This is a genomic window from Polyangium sp. 6x1 (genome assembly GCF_029946515.1).
In the GTDB taxonomy this organism is placed as follows: Bacteria; Myxococcota_A; Polyangia; order Polyangiales; family Polyangiaceae; genus Polyangium.
In genome coordinates, this window is record NZ_JARZHH010000002.1 from 252426 (window position 1) to 265880 (window position 13455).

13 protein-coding genes are annotated in these 13455 nt (G+C 69.2%); 3 read left to right on the forward strand and 10 right to left on the reverse strand.

The features are described 5' to 3' along the window. Positions 1-95 precede the first annotated feature (95 nt). The gene (locus tag QHF85_RS03970) at positions 96-740 is read left to right on the forward strand and encodes a universal stress protein (RefSeq protein WP_281325689.1); all 645 of its coding nucleotides are present in this window, start codon (positions 96-98) and stop codon (positions 738-740) included. Here the strand turns inward: QHF85_RS03970 and ggt are convergent. From ggt to QHF85_RS03995, 5 genes are all read right to left on the reverse strand, one after another. Further along, positions 737-2629 (reverse strand): gamma-glutamyltransferase, encoded by a 1893-nt coding sequence (gene ggt, locus QHF85_RS03975; RefSeq protein ID WP_281325690.1) that lies wholly within the window; start codon positions 2627-2629, stop codon positions 737-739. The genes QHF85_RS03970 and ggt overlap by 4 nt on opposite strands. A 40-nt stretch (positions 2630-2669) precedes the next feature. Then, positions 2670-3554 carry a hypothetical protein gene (locus QHF85_RS03980; RefSeq protein WP_281325691.1) on the reverse strand — a complete coding sequence of 295 codons (885 nt, stop codon included), beginning with the start codon at positions 3552-3554 and terminating at the stop codon, positions 2670-2672. 194 nt (positions 3555-3748) lie between these two features. Beyond that, positions 3749-4792 (reverse strand): hypothetical protein, encoded by a 1044-nt coding sequence (locus QHF85_RS03985; protein WP_281325692.1) that lies wholly within the window; start codon positions 4790-4792, stop codon positions 3749-3751. Then, a complete protein-coding gene (locus tag QHF85_RS03990; RefSeq protein WP_281325693.1) occupies positions 4789-5478 on the reverse strand; it encodes a hypothetical protein in 690 nt (229 codons plus the stop codon). The genes QHF85_RS03985 and QHF85_RS03990 overlap by 4 nt, the downstream gene beginning before the upstream one ends. Before the next feature lie 2 nt (positions 5479-5480). Then, positions 5481-6563 carry a hypothetical protein gene (locus tag QHF85_RS03995; protein WP_281325694.1) on the reverse strand — a complete coding sequence of 361 codons (1083 nt, stop codon included), beginning with the start codon at positions 6561-6563 and terminating at the stop codon, positions 5481-5483. A gap of 179 nt (positions 6564-6742) precedes the next feature. Between QHF85_RS03995 and QHF85_RS04000 the strand changes: the two genes are divergently transcribed. Next, positions 6743-6967, forward strand: coding sequence for a hypothetical protein (locus tag QHF85_RS04000; RefSeq protein WP_272419427.1), 225 nt, complete (start codon positions 6743-6745; stop codon positions 6965-6967). An 81-nt stretch (positions 6968-7048) separates the two neighbouring features. Here QHF85_RS04000 and QHF85_RS04005 read toward each other — a convergent pair whose 3' ends face one another. Continuing rightward, positions 7049-8350: a citrate synthase gene (locus tag QHF85_RS04005; protein WP_348652716.1), complete on the reverse strand. Its 1302-nt coding sequence runs from the start codon at positions 8348-8350 to the stop codon at positions 7049-7051. A gap of 236 nt (positions 8351-8586) precedes the next feature. On the opposite strand from QHF85_RS04005, the gene QHF85_RS04010 reads away from it, so the two are divergent. After that, entirely contained in the window at positions 8587-9234 is a 648-nt protein-coding gene (locus tag QHF85_RS04010) for a hypothetical protein (protein WP_281325696.1), read from the forward strand. A 100-nt stretch (positions 9235-9334) separates the two neighbouring features. On the opposite strand, the gene QHF85_RS04015 is transcribed toward QHF85_RS04010, so the two are convergent. From QHF85_RS04015 to QHF85_RS04030, 4 genes are all read right to left on the reverse strand, one after another. Further along, positions 9335-9670 carry an HU family DNA-binding protein gene (locus QHF85_RS04015; RefSeq protein ID WP_272419432.1) on the reverse strand — a complete coding sequence of 112 codons (336 nt, stop codon included), beginning with the start codon at positions 9668-9670 and terminating at the stop codon, positions 9335-9337. 419 nt (positions 9671-10089) lie between these two features. Next, the gene (locus QHF85_RS04020; RefSeq protein WP_281325697.1) at positions 10090-11121 is read right to left on the reverse strand and encodes an NAD(+)/NADH kinase; all 1032 of its coding nucleotides are present in this window, start codon (positions 11119-11121) and stop codon (positions 10090-10092) included. Then, positions 11118-11783, reverse strand: coding sequence for an NUDIX hydrolase (locus tag QHF85_RS04025; protein ID WP_281325698.1), 666 nt, complete (start codon positions 11781-11783; stop codon positions 11118-11120). The genes QHF85_RS04020 and QHF85_RS04025 overlap by 4 nt, the downstream gene beginning before the upstream one ends. A gap of 37 nt (positions 11784-11820) precedes the next feature. Further along, positions 11821-13443 (reverse strand): hypothetical protein, encoded by a 1623-nt coding sequence (locus QHF85_RS04030; protein WP_281325699.1) that lies wholly within the window; start codon positions 13441-13443, stop codon positions 11821-11823. Positions 13444-13455 lie beyond the last annotated feature (12 nt).

The following is a 13455-nucleotide window of genomic DNA, read 5'->3' on the forward strand; positions in this document are numbered from 1 at the left end:
GCCCGCGCCCGCGCGCCCGTCTCGGAATGCTTCCGCTCGAAGAAGCAGCGAAAGGGGCTTGCGACCACGCGACGCGATCCAAACATTCGCTGGCAATGGTCGCATTAGCTCCGTCCACGGTAGAGCCCGGCCCCGATTCGCCCGCCCAGGACGACGCCGAAGAAACGACGCAGCCGAGGCTGCGCGCCGTCTCGGTTCCCCCACCGGATTCGGCGGTCCGCAGGCTGACGCCGCCGGCAGCGCGAAAAAAGGACCCGTACATCGTGCTCGTGGGGCTCGACCTCTCGGAGCCGGGTGGCCGGGCCTGGCGGTTCGCTTTTGATCTGGCGGAGCTCCGGGGCGAAGAGACCGAGATTCACGCCGTGGTGATCGGCGCGCGCGGCATGGCGCCGCGAATCAAGGACGTGGCGACGCCGCGGGTATCCACGTCGCACGCGAGCGAGGCAAAGCTACCGCCGCTGAAAGTGCTCGAACATCGCTCCGCGGGCGGGCAAGCGCGGCTCATGGCGATGCATTACCGTGACGGCCGGCCGGACAAGGCGATCGTGAACCTGGCGCACGAGATTGGCGCCGACCTCATCGTGGTGGCGAGTCACCCGCCGAGCCGCCTGGAGCGTCTTTTCGGGGGCCCGCTCGCCGATCGAATCGCCCGCAATGCGCCGTGCCCCGTGGTGATCGTCCGCCCGAAGCGCGACGAGGACGACCCAGGCGTCGATCAATACGATCCGCGTCTCCGTTAAGGACGGGCGACCTTCGCCTTTTCCGTTTCCACCTCGGTCCGCGAGACCCCCTCGGCCGTGCCTCCCTCGCGCGGATCGGCGAAGCCGTAGGCGATGCCCGTCTGCGGGTCGACGAGGATGTCGTTCGCGTCGCCTTGCGTGAGGTTGCTCTGCTCGATCGTGTGGCCGCGCCGCGCGAGCTCGGCGAGCGCCTCCCGCGACGGCGGGCGTTGCTTCTCGACGCGCAGTTTGTCCGGCTGGAACTGGTGGTGCAGGCGGCCGCTCGCGACGGCCTCGTCGATCGTCATGCCCCAGTCGACGAGGTTCCTGAAGACCTGGGCCACGGTGTTCGGGATCGTGTCGCCGCCCGGCGAGCCGAGCACGAGCGCGAGGCGTCCGCCTTGCGTGACGATCGTCGGCGACATCGAGGTCGCCATGCGTTTGCCCGGCGCGACGACGTTCGGGCCGTCCTTCGAGAAGCCGCCGAGGGCGTTGCCGAGCAGGACGCCCGTTCCAGGCACGACGACCTTCGCGCCGAACCCGGCCGAGAGCGTGTACGTGCAAGCGACGGCGTTGCCCTCGGCGTCGACGACCGAGAAGTGCGTGGTCTCGGGCGATTCATGCGCGGCCTCGGGCATCGCCGCCGCGAGCGTGGTCGAGGGCGTGGCGCGCGCCGGGTCGATCGCGGGCTTGCGTGTCGCGAGGTACGCGCCCGAGAGGAGGTCTTTGAGCTTCGCGTCGAGGTCCTTCGGTCCGAAGTCCGGATCGGCCGCGACGAGCCGGCGATCGGCGTAGGCGCGCCGCGCGGCCTCGACGAAGAGGTGCAGCGCGTCGGCCGAGCCCGGCTTGTGCTCGTAGGCCCGCGCGCGCTCGAGCGAGAGCATGATCTGCGCGAACGCGACGCCGCCCATCGACGGCGGAGGCGCGGTCTCCACGGAGAACCCGCGGTACGAGAAGCGCAGCGGGGCGCGCAGCTTCGCGCTGTAGTCGGCCATGTCCTTGGCCGTCACGTACCCGCCGCCCTTCTTCATCCACGCGTCGATCGCGCGCGCGAAAAATCCCTCGTAGAAGGCGCGCGGGCCTTCCTTCGCGATGGACTCGAGCGTGCGCGCGAGGTCGGGCTGGCGCACGCGTTCGCCCTCGCCGAGCGGCTTTTTTCCTCGGCCCCAGATCGCGCGGGCCGAAGGGTCGTGCTTGAGTTTGTCCCAGGCCCAGGCGAGCGTGAGCGCTTGCCGCGGGCCGAGGGCGTGTCCGTTCTTCGCGAGCTCGATGGCGGGCGCGACGAGATCGGCGAGCGGGCGCGTGCCGAACCGTTCGAGCGCGAGGGACAAGCCCGCGACGGTGCCCGGCACGCCCGCCGAGCGGAGGCCGATGCCGCCGTCGTGGTCGAGCATCGCGAGCACCTTCTCGGTCGTGGCGCCGGCCGCGGGCGCGGTTTCGCGGAAGTCGACGAAGTGGGTCTCGCCGCTCTTCAGGCGGATCATCATCACGCCGCCGCCGCCGATGTTTCCGGCCGAAGGATGCGTGACGGCGAGCGCGTAGGCGACGGCCACGGCGGCGTCGACGGCGTTGCCGCCGCTGCGCAGCACGGTTGCTCCGATGCGCGTGGCGTTTTTCTCGACAGAGGTGACGAGTCCGGCCTCGCCGCGCGCGGCGCGCTTGCCGCCCGGTCGAAGGGCGACGGGCGGATCGGGCGGCGGTGGGGCCGGGTAAGCGTCGGGCGCGGGCGCGCTCGCGGAGGCCGACGTCGCAGGGACGACGGCCGCGGGGGCGGGCGTGGAAGCGCTCGGTGCGGCGGCCGTCGCGGGCGGGGGAGGGGGCGCGGCGTCGTCGCGCGGCGCGGGCGTCTGTGCGACGCAGGCCGAGACGAGCGCCGCCGCGAGGAGGAAAAATCTCGGACGCGCGGGCATCGGCGGGGGGACTCTATCGCCGACGCTCGGGGGGCGGCGACTACTTCTTCTGGTTCTTGCGGCGGCCGAGCGCGAGGCCGAAGGCCGCGATGGCGCCGAGGATACCGGCCGCGCCGCTCGACGCGTTGCCGGGGCTCTGGGCGCAGGAGACGCCCGCCTCGCCCGAGGCCGTGCAGCGGCCGCCGCTGCAATTCGCGTCGCCGCGCGCGTAGCCCTCGACCTTGATCTCGAGCAGGCTCTCGAGCTGCGCGACGCAGTTGTCGATCTGCTCACCGACGTCGACGTACTGGCCGTCGCAGAAGAGCGCGCCTTCCGGCCTCGAGCACGCGACCTCGCAGCCGCCCTTGAGATCGGCCTCGCAGTCGACGAAGGCCTTGGCCTGGCAGTCGATCTGGCAGTCGATGTTGGCCTGCGCGTCGCAGGAGCCGCTGCAGCACGAGGAGCACTGCGCCTTGCACTCCGCGCTCGGCGGCGTGGCCTCGCAGCGCGCGTCGCACTCGCCGCCGCACGTGGCCTCGCAGGAGGCGCGGCAGCGGGCGCCGTCCGCGTCGCCGGCGCAGGCGCCGTCACAGCTCGCGCCGCAGTCCGCGCGGCAGGAAGCGCCGCACTCGAAGCTGCCGGGGTCGACGTTGCACTCGGCCTCGCAGCTCGCCTGGCAGCTCGCGCTGCACTGGGCGTCGATCTGCGCGTTGCACTGGCCGTTGCAGCCGACGTAGAGGTCCGCGGCGCACTGGACCTGGAAGCTCACGGGTTCGCACGCGGCGGTGCAGCCGCCCTCGACGCGCATCTCGCACTTCGCGTTCGCGGCGAGCTCGATGCCGCCGCAGGCGGTGATGGTCTTGGCGTCGGCCGAGGAAGCAAAGCCGAAGGTCGTGGCGGCGGCGAGAGCAGCAGCGGCGAAGATCGGGGCAAGGGAAGTACGCATGTGTTCGTTCTCCTGTGTGGACGAGAGGGGTCCCTCGATCGTGGCGCCCCCCCGGTGCAAGGGGGCGACCACCCACGAGGGTAGGTCCTTCGTTCGACGATGCGCGGGGGATTTCGAAACGGTCGAGCGTCGCCGTTCACGCCGCCTCGGGCGGCGCTGTCATACCGGCGGTCGCCCGTCCGACCAGGTCGAGCTCACGGAGCGATCTGACTTGTGATCCTGCCCGGGCCGTATCGCGCCACGATGCCCTCGCGCGCCGCCCCCGGCATGCTGCTCGTCACGAAGTTCCCGCCAACGGCCCAGTACGTGCCAGTGCCATCGGCCCAGGCCGCGTGCAGATCGGCATAGGGTGGCACGTCGAACTCGTCCACCCACGCGCCCGCGTCGAGGCGCTGCTTCGAGCCGCCGAAGCCCACGACGAGCACCTCGCCGGGCGCGTTGCAAGCCACGCCGTTCACGCCGTTCGTGAGTGCGACGTCGACCTTCTGCCAGGCCGCGCCGTCCGAGCGGAGGACGTCGAACGTGCCGACGGCGTAGACCTCGTTCGGGCCACAGCCGGCCACCGTGAAGAGTGTGCCAGACGCGAGCGGCGGATCCGATTCGAGGGCCCACGCTGCGCCTTTCTTATGCCAGATCGTGCCGTACTCGCCGACCACGTAGAGGTCGTCCGAGCTCGCGCCCCAGACCTTGTAGTGCGCGCGGCCGAGCGGCATGCCGGGCAAGGTCACGGGCGTCCAGGCGCTCCCGTCCCAGTGGAGGATCACGTCGTTCGGGGCGCCGGTGCCGCCCTCGGGCGTGCCGCCGACCGCCCAGGCGTCCGCCTTCGAGGCCGCCCAGACCCCCCAGAGCGTCGCCGTCGTGCCGGAAACGTGCTCCGTGAAGGTCGAGCCGTCCCAGTGGGTGATGCGGCCCTCTTCGCCGACCATCCAGACGTCGTCCGGGCCCGAGCCGGAGACCCACCAGTACGTCTGGTCGCCGCCGGGCTGGAGCTCGCGGAACGAGGCGCCGTCGAAGTGGACCACGAGCGACGCCCGGCCGTTTCCGAGCGGGCCGCCGACGGCAAAGACGTCCTTCGGGCCGCTGCCCCACACGCTGAGCACCGCACGATCGAGGTCGCCCCCGTCGAGCGCGACTTGCCACGCGGACGGTTCCGAGGAAGGCGGCGTGTCCGGCGGATCGGAGCAGCCCGGCGTGAGCGCGGCGAGCGTGAGCACGAGCGGGAGGCGAAGGCGCTTCACGGCGGTCCTCCGAAGGCATCCGGAGCGCTCGCGTCCGCGCCGGCATCGAGGTCCGGATCGAACACGCCTGCTTCGGGATCACACTGCATGCCGAGGACGTAGTCGCCGGCGCACATGCAGAGGCATTCGGCCTCGCGCCCGGGTTCGTCGCAGCGCGGGGTCACGGTCATGATCTTCGTGACCTTCTTGCCGTCGCGATCCGTGAGCGAGACCGTGAGCTCGTACGGTTTGTCGAAGAGGTCCTGTTCGGCCCACTGATTCGGACACGCCGCGATGTTCGAGAACGAGGAGATGTCCGCCGGATCGCTGCGCCCGTAGCCGTCGTCCGTGGGCACGAGGTTGAGGATGCGATTGTCCAGGCGAACTTGCTTCGTCGCCGGGTCGCGCAGGGCGCCCGCGACGCGGACGGCGCACGGGTCGACGTTCGTCGCACGCACGCCGGCGAAGACGACGCGGCCGCCCTGCGGCGGGAAGATGAGCGAGATGCTCGAGCCGTCACTGACCGACTGGATCTCGCCCTCGGGGCCGAGCGCGATCACCTCCATGATCGGCTCGGCCGAAGGATCCCCGAGATACGCGAGCTTGCAGCCCCCGATGATGCCGGCGTCCGGCTCCGTCTCCGGCGGCGGCGAGGGGGAGCTGCAAGCAGCGAGCGCGAGCACGAGGGGGAGCCAGGGTTTGTCCACGGCTAGAAGCAGTTGATGTTGTCGGACTTCGGGTAGTAGTAGACGAAGATGTTGCAGTGCTCGTTCGCCTCGACGATCGGGCCGAACGTGTAGCAGCAGTCGTTCGCGCCCTGCTTGTCGAGCGCGTTCAGGCCGTCGCAGCCGAGTGAGGCCTCGGGCATCTGCCACTGGTACGAGCACGTGTAGAACACGCCGCCGCCCGCGGGGACCTCACGGTCGAGCTGGGGCGACGTGAGCATCGGCGGCTCGTCCCAGGTCTGCGACCCGTAGAAGCGCTGATCCATCGGCGGCTGGTCGACGCTCACGCCGTCCCACGTGAACATGTCGAACTGCTTGCCGCGGCTGTGGAAGTGGCCGTTCGCGCCGATGATGTGGACGGGCGTGTCGCTGTTGAACTGGCAGGAGCCATCGAAGGAGGGCGTCGGGTTCGAGGCACAGACGCGGATCGACTGCTTGGTCGCGAAGAGCGTGCCGAGCTGCGCCTTCACCTTCTCCTTCGGGATGGTCCAGAAGTTCACGTTGACCTTGCCCTCGCCCGAGGGCGTGCCCTGCGTCGAGGCGTTGACGTAGTGCGTCTGGAGCATGAGCCACTCGTCGGGCTGGAACTCGTTGGCGACGCCCTCGGGGAAGGTCCAGTCGAGCTTGCCGTCGATCTGCGAGTTCGCGACGAGCGGCCAGTCCGCCCAGTTCGAGCTCTTGAAGCACTCGCCGACGTTGTTCGTGCCCTCCTGGATCGCGCCCTTCTCGGGGTCGAGGCCCACGATCGTCCGGACGCGGAAGACGTTCATGTGGTGCGAGCCCTCTTTCTGGGCGATCTGCACGCGGTTGACGTAGACGGGGCTCTCCGGATCGAGGCCGTTCGCGGCCGCGAGGTCACGGACGCGGAAGAAGTAACAGTCCTGCTTCTCGACGCCGGCCGGGACCTCGAAGAGGTTGGTCTCGATCTGGAAGCCCTGACCCGCCGGCGGTGGGTCGATATGTGCCGGGTCTGCCTCCGTTGTCGGGGGGGGATTGGGCTCGCTGGAGCAGGCAAAAAACAGGGGCGCAGCGAACGCGAGCAAGATCATCGAGCGGAATGCAGACATAGGGTTCTCCTCCCCGGGGCTGAGAAAAAGGGGACGGTAGGGACGCTACACGAAAGCAAGTCGTCGGCCATCCGGGCCCTGCTGCCCCACCGACCGTCCTTTCCCCGGAGGAGGCGCGCGCGGAGAGGCGCGCGCAGGGCGCCTTGCTGCTATTGTCGCCGGACGGAGGATTTTCGTCGATGGCTGGCAACAAGCAGTGCGGAGAGCACACCGAGCTCGCGTCGAACAGCGCCGTGCGCGTGACGCGATGCACGTGCGGCACGGTCCACGTCACCATGCTTCAGAACGGGGTGACGGTGCGCATGTCGGCCGACGCCCTCCGCAACGCGTGGGCGGGGATGAAGGCCGCGATCGATCGGATGGACGAGCCCGTGCCGAGCTTCGGCAGCTCGATCATCAACTAGCGTTCGCGAGGAGCGGGGGGAGGGAAGCGCGGGGGAGGAGGCCCTCCCCCACGCATGTCCGAGGCGGGAAGCGCAGGAGCCTTAGCTCCGGTCTTCGATGGAGATGTAGTTGCGCTCGACCTCGCCCGTGTAGATCTGGCGCGGGCGGCCGATCTTCGTGGACGAGTTCTCGTTCTGCTCTTTCCAGTGCGCGATCCAGCCGGGCAGGCGGCCGAGCGCGAACATGACGGTGAACATGTTCGTCGGGAAGCCGAGCGCCCGGTAGATGATGCCGCTGTAGAAGTCGACGTTCGGATAGAGCTTGCGCTCCACGAAGTACGGGTCGCTGAGCGCCGCCTCTTCGAGCTTGCGGCCGATGTCGAGGAGCGGATCCTTGATGCCGAGCTTCGAGAGAACCTTGTCCGCCGCAGCCTTGATGATGCGCGCGCGCGGGTCGTAGTTCTTGTACACGCGGTGGCCGAAGCCCATGAGCTTGAAGCCCGAGGTCTTGTCTTTCGCGAGCTTCACGAACTTCGAGACGTCGCCGCCGTCCTTGCGGATCTCCTCGAGCATCTCGATGACCTCTTGGTTCGCGCCGCCGTGCAGCGGGCCCCAGAGGGCACAGATGCCCGCCGCGATCGAGGCGAAGAGGTTCGCCTTCGCGCTGCCCACGAGCCGCACCGTCGACGTCGAACAGTTCTGTTCGTGATCGGCGTGCAGGATGAGCAGGAGGTTCAGGACCTTCACGATGTCCTCGTCGATCTCGTACGGCTCCGCCGGGACCGAGAACATCATGTTGAGGAAGTTCGCACAGTACGAGAGCGAGTTCTGCGGGTAGACGAAGGGCTGGCCGATCGACTTCTTGTACGAGAACGCCGCGATCGTGCGGACCTTCGAGAGAAGGCGCGCGATCGTCATGTCCACCATGTCGCGGTTGTCCGCGTCGATCGCCTCGGGATAGAAGCTCGAGAGCGAACACACCATCGACGACAGGATCGCCATCGGGTGCGCCGTCGAGGGATAGCCCTCGTAGAAGTGCTTCATGTCCTCGTGGATCAACGAGTGCCGCGTGAGGAGCGTCGAGAAGCGCGAGAGCTCCCCACGGCTCGGGAGGTGGCCGTAAATCAGGAGGTAGGCGACCTCCACGAACGTGGACTTCTCACCGAGCTGCTCGATCGGAATACCCCGATACCGCAGGATGCCCTGCTCCCCGTCGATGAAACAGATCGAGCTCGACGTGGACGCGGTGTTCACGAACGCCGGGTCGAGCACCACGTAGCCGGTCTTTGCGCGGAGCGTCGAGATGTCGATGCCCTTCTCGTTCTCCGTCCCGGTCACGATCGGAAGCTCGATCGTCTGCTCCTGTCCATCTTTGTTCAGCGTGAGCTTGGCCGATTCCTGCACGCGTCCTCCTTTCACCACACCCGCCGCAGCGGCGGCATAAGTACCACGGCTGCTCGACATAAGCCGAGCGGAACCACGCGGGAAGTCTCCACGTGGGCTCAAATCTCGTGAGGGCGCCGGAAAACACAGGGTTTCTGCTCTTGAAGTGTTGGTCTGGCCACCAAGACGAGGCGAGCGACGGGCTCCGCGGGGCAAACCGCGCGGCGGCCCTGGAAAACTTTGGTAGGTACACGAGGATGGCCGCGCTCGAGCCGATGATCCGGGGCAAGCTCGCCTCCCACCCCGATGCGACCGCGTTCGCCGCCGAGGTCCTGCGCGTCCATCGGCGCTACGCGACGGAGATCGTGCAGGCGTACGCGCTCTGCCCGTTCGTCCGGGATGTGGACGTGGCGTTCGGGAAGTTCTGCGTGATGCTCGACCACGAGCCAGACCTCGACGCGACGCGCGAAGCGGTCGTTGCGGCGCAAAGCAATGTGCTGCACGTGGTCTTCCCGCTGTCGCTGCCGCCGCCGAACGTGTTCGAGCGGTTCGCGTCGACGCTGCTCACCCGTTTGCAAGGGTTTTTCGCGGAGGCGCCGGTGATGGCGGCGTTTCACCCCGCGCTCGTCGGCGATCGCGACGCAGCGCATCGCCTCGTGGGGCTCTTGCGCCGCGCGCCCGACCCGTTCGTGCAGTTCATCCCCGCAGGCGTGCACGAGGGCGGCACGGTGTTCGCGACGTCGATCGAGGAGTTCGAGGCGAGCGCCGTCGACCGCTCGGAGCTCACGTTCCAGAAGCTCCGCGGCGAGCCGATCGAGGCGCTGCTCGCGCGGGCCGAGGAGATCCGCGCGGATCGGGATCAGGCGTACGCGCGGTTCGCCGGTCTCGTGGGCCCGGCGAGCTAGTCGCGCGACAAAAAAGAAAACGGGCCGCGCGCCGGCTTCGCTCAGCGAAGACCGGCGTTCCGCGACCCGTGCCCCGCCCATGAGGGACGGGAGCGAAGGCTCAGCCCATCGCGTCTTTGACCGCCTTGATCGGGCGGGCGCGGACCGTCTTGCTCGCCGGCTTGGCCGGGAACGTCATCGGCTGCTTCGTGAAGGGGTTCACGCCCTCACGCGCCTTCGTGGCCGGCTTCTTCACGACGCGGAACTTGGCGAAGCCGGGCACGGTGAAGATGCCGGCCTTCTTGAGCTCGCGGTGGCCGATCTGCGCGAGGTTGTCGAGGACGAGCTTGACCTGCTTGCGCGTGATCTCGCCCCCCGCCTCCTCCGCAATCGCGTTCAGAAGCGCGCTCTTGCTGATCGAGGCCGCCTTCTTCGTCTCCGTCTTCTTGCCAGCCATGATGTGTTTCCTCCGAGGTAAAAGCCCCTCTCGCGGCCCAAACAACCACAAGGAACGCGTTAGGTCGAGCGGGAAATCGTCGTTCGGACCGACAAAAATAGGCCATTCGGCGAAGCTCCCGCCCGAGGGCGCGGGCGGAAGGGGCCCTCCGAGCGGAGGCGGAAGTGGCCCAAGGAGCCCCGATTTACAGGCAAAACGCGCGATCTTCCGGGAGAACCCTCGCGGCGCGGAGCGGAGGATCGCGGCGCGGTGGGAGGTTCGGCTACCACGAAAACGGCGGATCCCGAAGGGTCCGCGCAGATCCGGCCCCGCCGGGGGAGCGCGCGGCGCGCGGTGACGCGAGGCGAATTTTTTCACGGGACGGCCGAGAGACAGGCCTCCGGCGAGGGGACACGCGCGGACGAACCCCTCTCGAAAGCTCAGCGCGCGTGGTCGTCGCGGCGCGCGGCGCGGCGCGGGACGTGCGGCGCGGGTTCGTCATGATCGACGCCCCAGCGCCGCGTGGGCGCGATGCCGAGCACGGTGAGGTCCTCGTTCGCCTGCGTGAACTCCAAGAGATCGCCGACGCCGACGTCGATCGTTCGGTTCGGCCCGTCGATGAAGAGCTTCGCGTCCGTCATCTTGCTGCGCACGACGAGCGGCGTCCCCGGCGGGATGAGCGCGTGGCGCAGGCGATACCGCTCGCCGTGCGGCGTGTAGGGCTCGCGGACGACGAGCTGCAATCGTTTGGACGTCAAAGCAATCACGCGGCCACCCGCGGAGCGCTGCGCGGCGGTGGAGCCGGCCGCGGGGCCGATCCAGAAGCCGCTCGACTTCTGCTCCTCCTCGATGCCGCCGAGCCGGACGATGTAGCGCGAGGTGGCGGCGGGCGAGACGTGGCAGAAGAGCGCGTCGTTGAGCACGCGGGCTGCGACGACGTGGCCGTTCACGCAGACCTGCATGCGCGTGAGCACGGCGCGGCGGAGCTCGCCGTGGAGCGCGCGGCTGATGGCGAGGGCGGCGTCGCCGCGGCGCGCGCCGCAGAAGAAGCCGACGGAGTACCCGGGCGCGCTGTTGATGCCGAGGATGGGGACATCCGCGACGGAGTGCGAAGCGCTGAGGAGCGTGCCGTCGCCGCCGACGGTGATGACGAGGTCGAGGCCGCGCGCGTCGAAGGCCTCGCCGACGCTGCCGCTGAACGCGACCTCCACGCCGAGCACGGCGAGCGCGGCTTTGACCTCGCGCACGGTGGCCTCGTGTTCCTCGTGCGCGGCGCGCAGGTGCGCGACGGTGGGGTCGTGCGCGGCGAGCAGGCGCTGGATGCGGCCGTTCTTGCGCTCCTCTACCTGCACCCGATAGGCCGAGCGCTTGACGATGAGCGCGACCTTGAACGTGGGAGCGCTGCGCGCCGCGAGGCCGTTCGTGCCCGCGGGCGTCGTCTTCTTCGCGGCGCGCGATGAGGCGCGGCTCACGCGTCGAGCTCCGCGAGGCGGCGCAGCGCGAGCTCGGTCTTTTCATCTTCGAGCAGACCGCTCCGCGCGAGCGCGAGCGCCTCGTCGAGCGGGAGCGCGGCGATCGTGGCCTTGCGTTCGAGCACCGAGCCGTCCTCGGTCGGCGCCGTGCGCCGCGAAGGATCGACGGCGACGTGGAAGAAGAAGTGCCGCTCGCCGACCATGCCGGGCGCCGGGAACGAGGAGGGGCCGAGCGGCACGAGCGCGCGTGGGTCGACCTCGAAGCCGAGCTCTTCCTGGAGCTCGCGCGCGGCGCAAAGGAGCAGGCCCTCGGGGCTGCGTTCGTCGACTTCCACGAGGCCCGCGGGCAGCTCCCACAGGTTGCCGAGCTCGTCACGCTCGGGGACGGGCGAAGCGGCACGGCTCCGCAGCGCGACCGGGGGGCGCACCGAGGAGCGGAGGTAGACGTGGCGGACGCCCTCGTCGTCGCGGAAGTGCGCGGCGATGACCACGGCGTCGAGCCGCTCGCGAGCGACGATATCGTAGGAGAAGGGCTCGCTCTGTTCGCCGTCCGGGAAGGAGGCGCGGAGCATGACGCGCTCCACGCGCAGGAAGGCGGGCGAGCTCGGTTCTGCGTGCTGGTCCTGCGTGAGCTCTATGCGTGGCAAGGGGGGCAGCGGCATCGCCGGAGCCCGGAGCATACGCCGAACGGTCCGTGCGTTACAGGACTTTTCCGGCCCAGAGCGCGGCGTTGTACGCGAGCTGTTTGCCCCACGTGTAGCCCGAAGCGAGCGAGCAATCGGACGTGAGGTAATGAAAATCGAGATAGACGACGCGGCCGCCGCCATAGGGCCACTTCGCGACCGCGATCCGGCTCGCGTCGCCGAGCCACACGACCGAGCTCTTCGCGCCGGGCTTGAGCGTGAACTGAACCTCCTCCCAGCCGACGAAGTCGCCCTTCTGGAAGGTGACGCCTTGCAGGAGGACGTCGGCCGGATCGGTCACGCTCACGCTGAGCGGGTAGCTCTGGAAGCTGTTGATGTGCTGGCCCGTGACGGGCAAGCAATCGAGGTCGCCGTAGTTGCTGTAGAGCCACGGCGTGGCGATCACGCCGCCGCCGCCCTGCACGTAGGTGTTGAGGGTGGCGGGGCTGAAGCAGCTCATGAAGCCGTGGAGGATCACGACGTCGAACTTCTGGAGCGACGCGAGCGAGCAATCGGTGTTCACCACGGCCGAGCCGACGAAGGGCTGCGAGGCGAGGTGGGCGCGCAGGTCGTCGACGTAGAACGGTCCGCCCATCACGCCGATCTTCAAGAGCTTGCAGTCGTCGTCGGTCGAGAGATCACAACCCGCAGGGCAGCATCCGTCGCCGTTCGCGCACGCGAGGATGGGCGTGCCGTCGCCGCACGTGCCGGCCGAGCACGTCTCGCCCGTGGTGCAGGCCGTGTTGTCGTTGCACGTGGTGCCCGCAGGCACGGGCGCGCCGACGCCGCATGCGCCGGCCGCGCAGACCTCGCCCGCGGTGCAGCTGTTGTTGTCGTCGCAGGCGGCGCCGTCGTTGCCGGCCGCCGTCGTGCACGTCTTCAGGATCTCGTCGCACTGCGGGATCTGGCAAGGATCGGCCGTCGGCGCGCACGGGTTCGGCTTGCCGATGCACTGGCCGGAGACGCAGACGTCCTCGACCGTGCAGAAGAGGTTGTCGTCGCAGAAGACGCCGTCGTTTTGCGGGACGGCGACGCAGCCGCTGGCCGGGTCGCAGATGCCGACGGCACAGTTGTCGTTGAGGAACGAGCAGTCGATCGGCGGGCCGAGCTGGCAGGAGCCGGCCTTGCACGTGCCGAGGTCGGTGCACAGGTCGCCGTCGTTGCAAAAGCCGCCCTCGTTGACGGGCGCGAACTCGCACGCGTCGTTCGCCTCGTTGCAGCTCCCGATCTTGCAGGACTCGCCGTTCGACGGGCAGAGCTTCGAGGTGCCCGCGGTGCACACGCCGCTCAGGCAGACGTCGTTGATGGTGCAAAAGAGCCCGTCGTCGCAGGGGCCGAAATCGTTCTTCGGCACGAGCTGACAGCCGCTCTCGCCGGCGCACACGCCGTCACTGCAAGGGCCTTCGAGCGGCACGCAGTCGAGGTCCGTTTCGCATGGCGTCCCGGGTGTGACGTCGGGGCCCGCGTCGAGCCCTCCCGCGCCGCCCATCCCGCCCGCGCCGCCCGCGCCGGCGTCACCGCCTGCGCCGGCGCCGACGTCGTCGGGCTTGTCGATGGGATTCGCGCAGGCAAAAGGCGCCGCGGCGAGCGTGAGGAGCGGAAGCAGGAGAAGCGGTGATGTAAGCGAAGAAGTACGCATGGTCGCCATACT

What these genes read in the sequence shown, in the direction of transcription:
- QHF85_RS03970 (WP_281325689.1), top strand. Translation starts at nt 96, where the DNA reads ATGGTCGCATTAGCTCCGTCCACGGTAGAGCCCGGCCCCGATTCGCCC.
- ggt (WP_281325690.1), bottom strand. Translation starts at nt 2,629, where the DNA reads ATGCCCGCGCGTCCGAGATTTTTCCTCCTCGCGGCGGCGCTCGTCTCG.
- QHF85_RS03980 (WP_281325691.1), bottom strand. Translation starts at nt 3,554, where the DNA reads ATGCGTACTTCCCTTGCCCCGATCTTCGCCGCTGCTGCTCTCGCCGCC.
- QHF85_RS03995 (WP_281325694.1), bottom strand. Translation starts at nt 6,563, where the DNA reads ATGTCTGCATTCCGCTCGATGATCTTGCTCGCGTTCGCTGCGCCCCTG.
- QHF85_RS04000 (WP_272419427.1), top strand. Translation starts at nt 6,743, where the DNA reads ATGGCTGGCAACAAGCAGTGCGGAGAGCACACCGAGCTCGCGTCGAAC.
- QHF85_RS04010 (WP_281325696.1), top strand. Translation starts at nt 8,587, where the DNA reads ATGGCCGCGCTCGAGCCGATGATCCGGGGCAAGCTCGCCTCCCACCCC.
- QHF85_RS04015 (WP_272419432.1), bottom strand. Translation starts at nt 9,670, where the DNA reads ATGGCTGGCAAGAAGACGGAGACGAAGAAGGCGGCCTCGATCAGCAAG.
- QHF85_RS04025 (WP_281325698.1), bottom strand. Translation starts at nt 11,783, where the DNA reads ATGCCGCTGCCCCCCTTGCCACGCATAGAGCTCACGCAGGACCAGCAC.
- QHF85_RS04030 (WP_281325699.1), bottom strand. Translation starts at nt 13,443, where the DNA reads ATGCGTACTTCTTCGCTTACATCACCGCTTCTCCTGCTTCCGCTCCTC.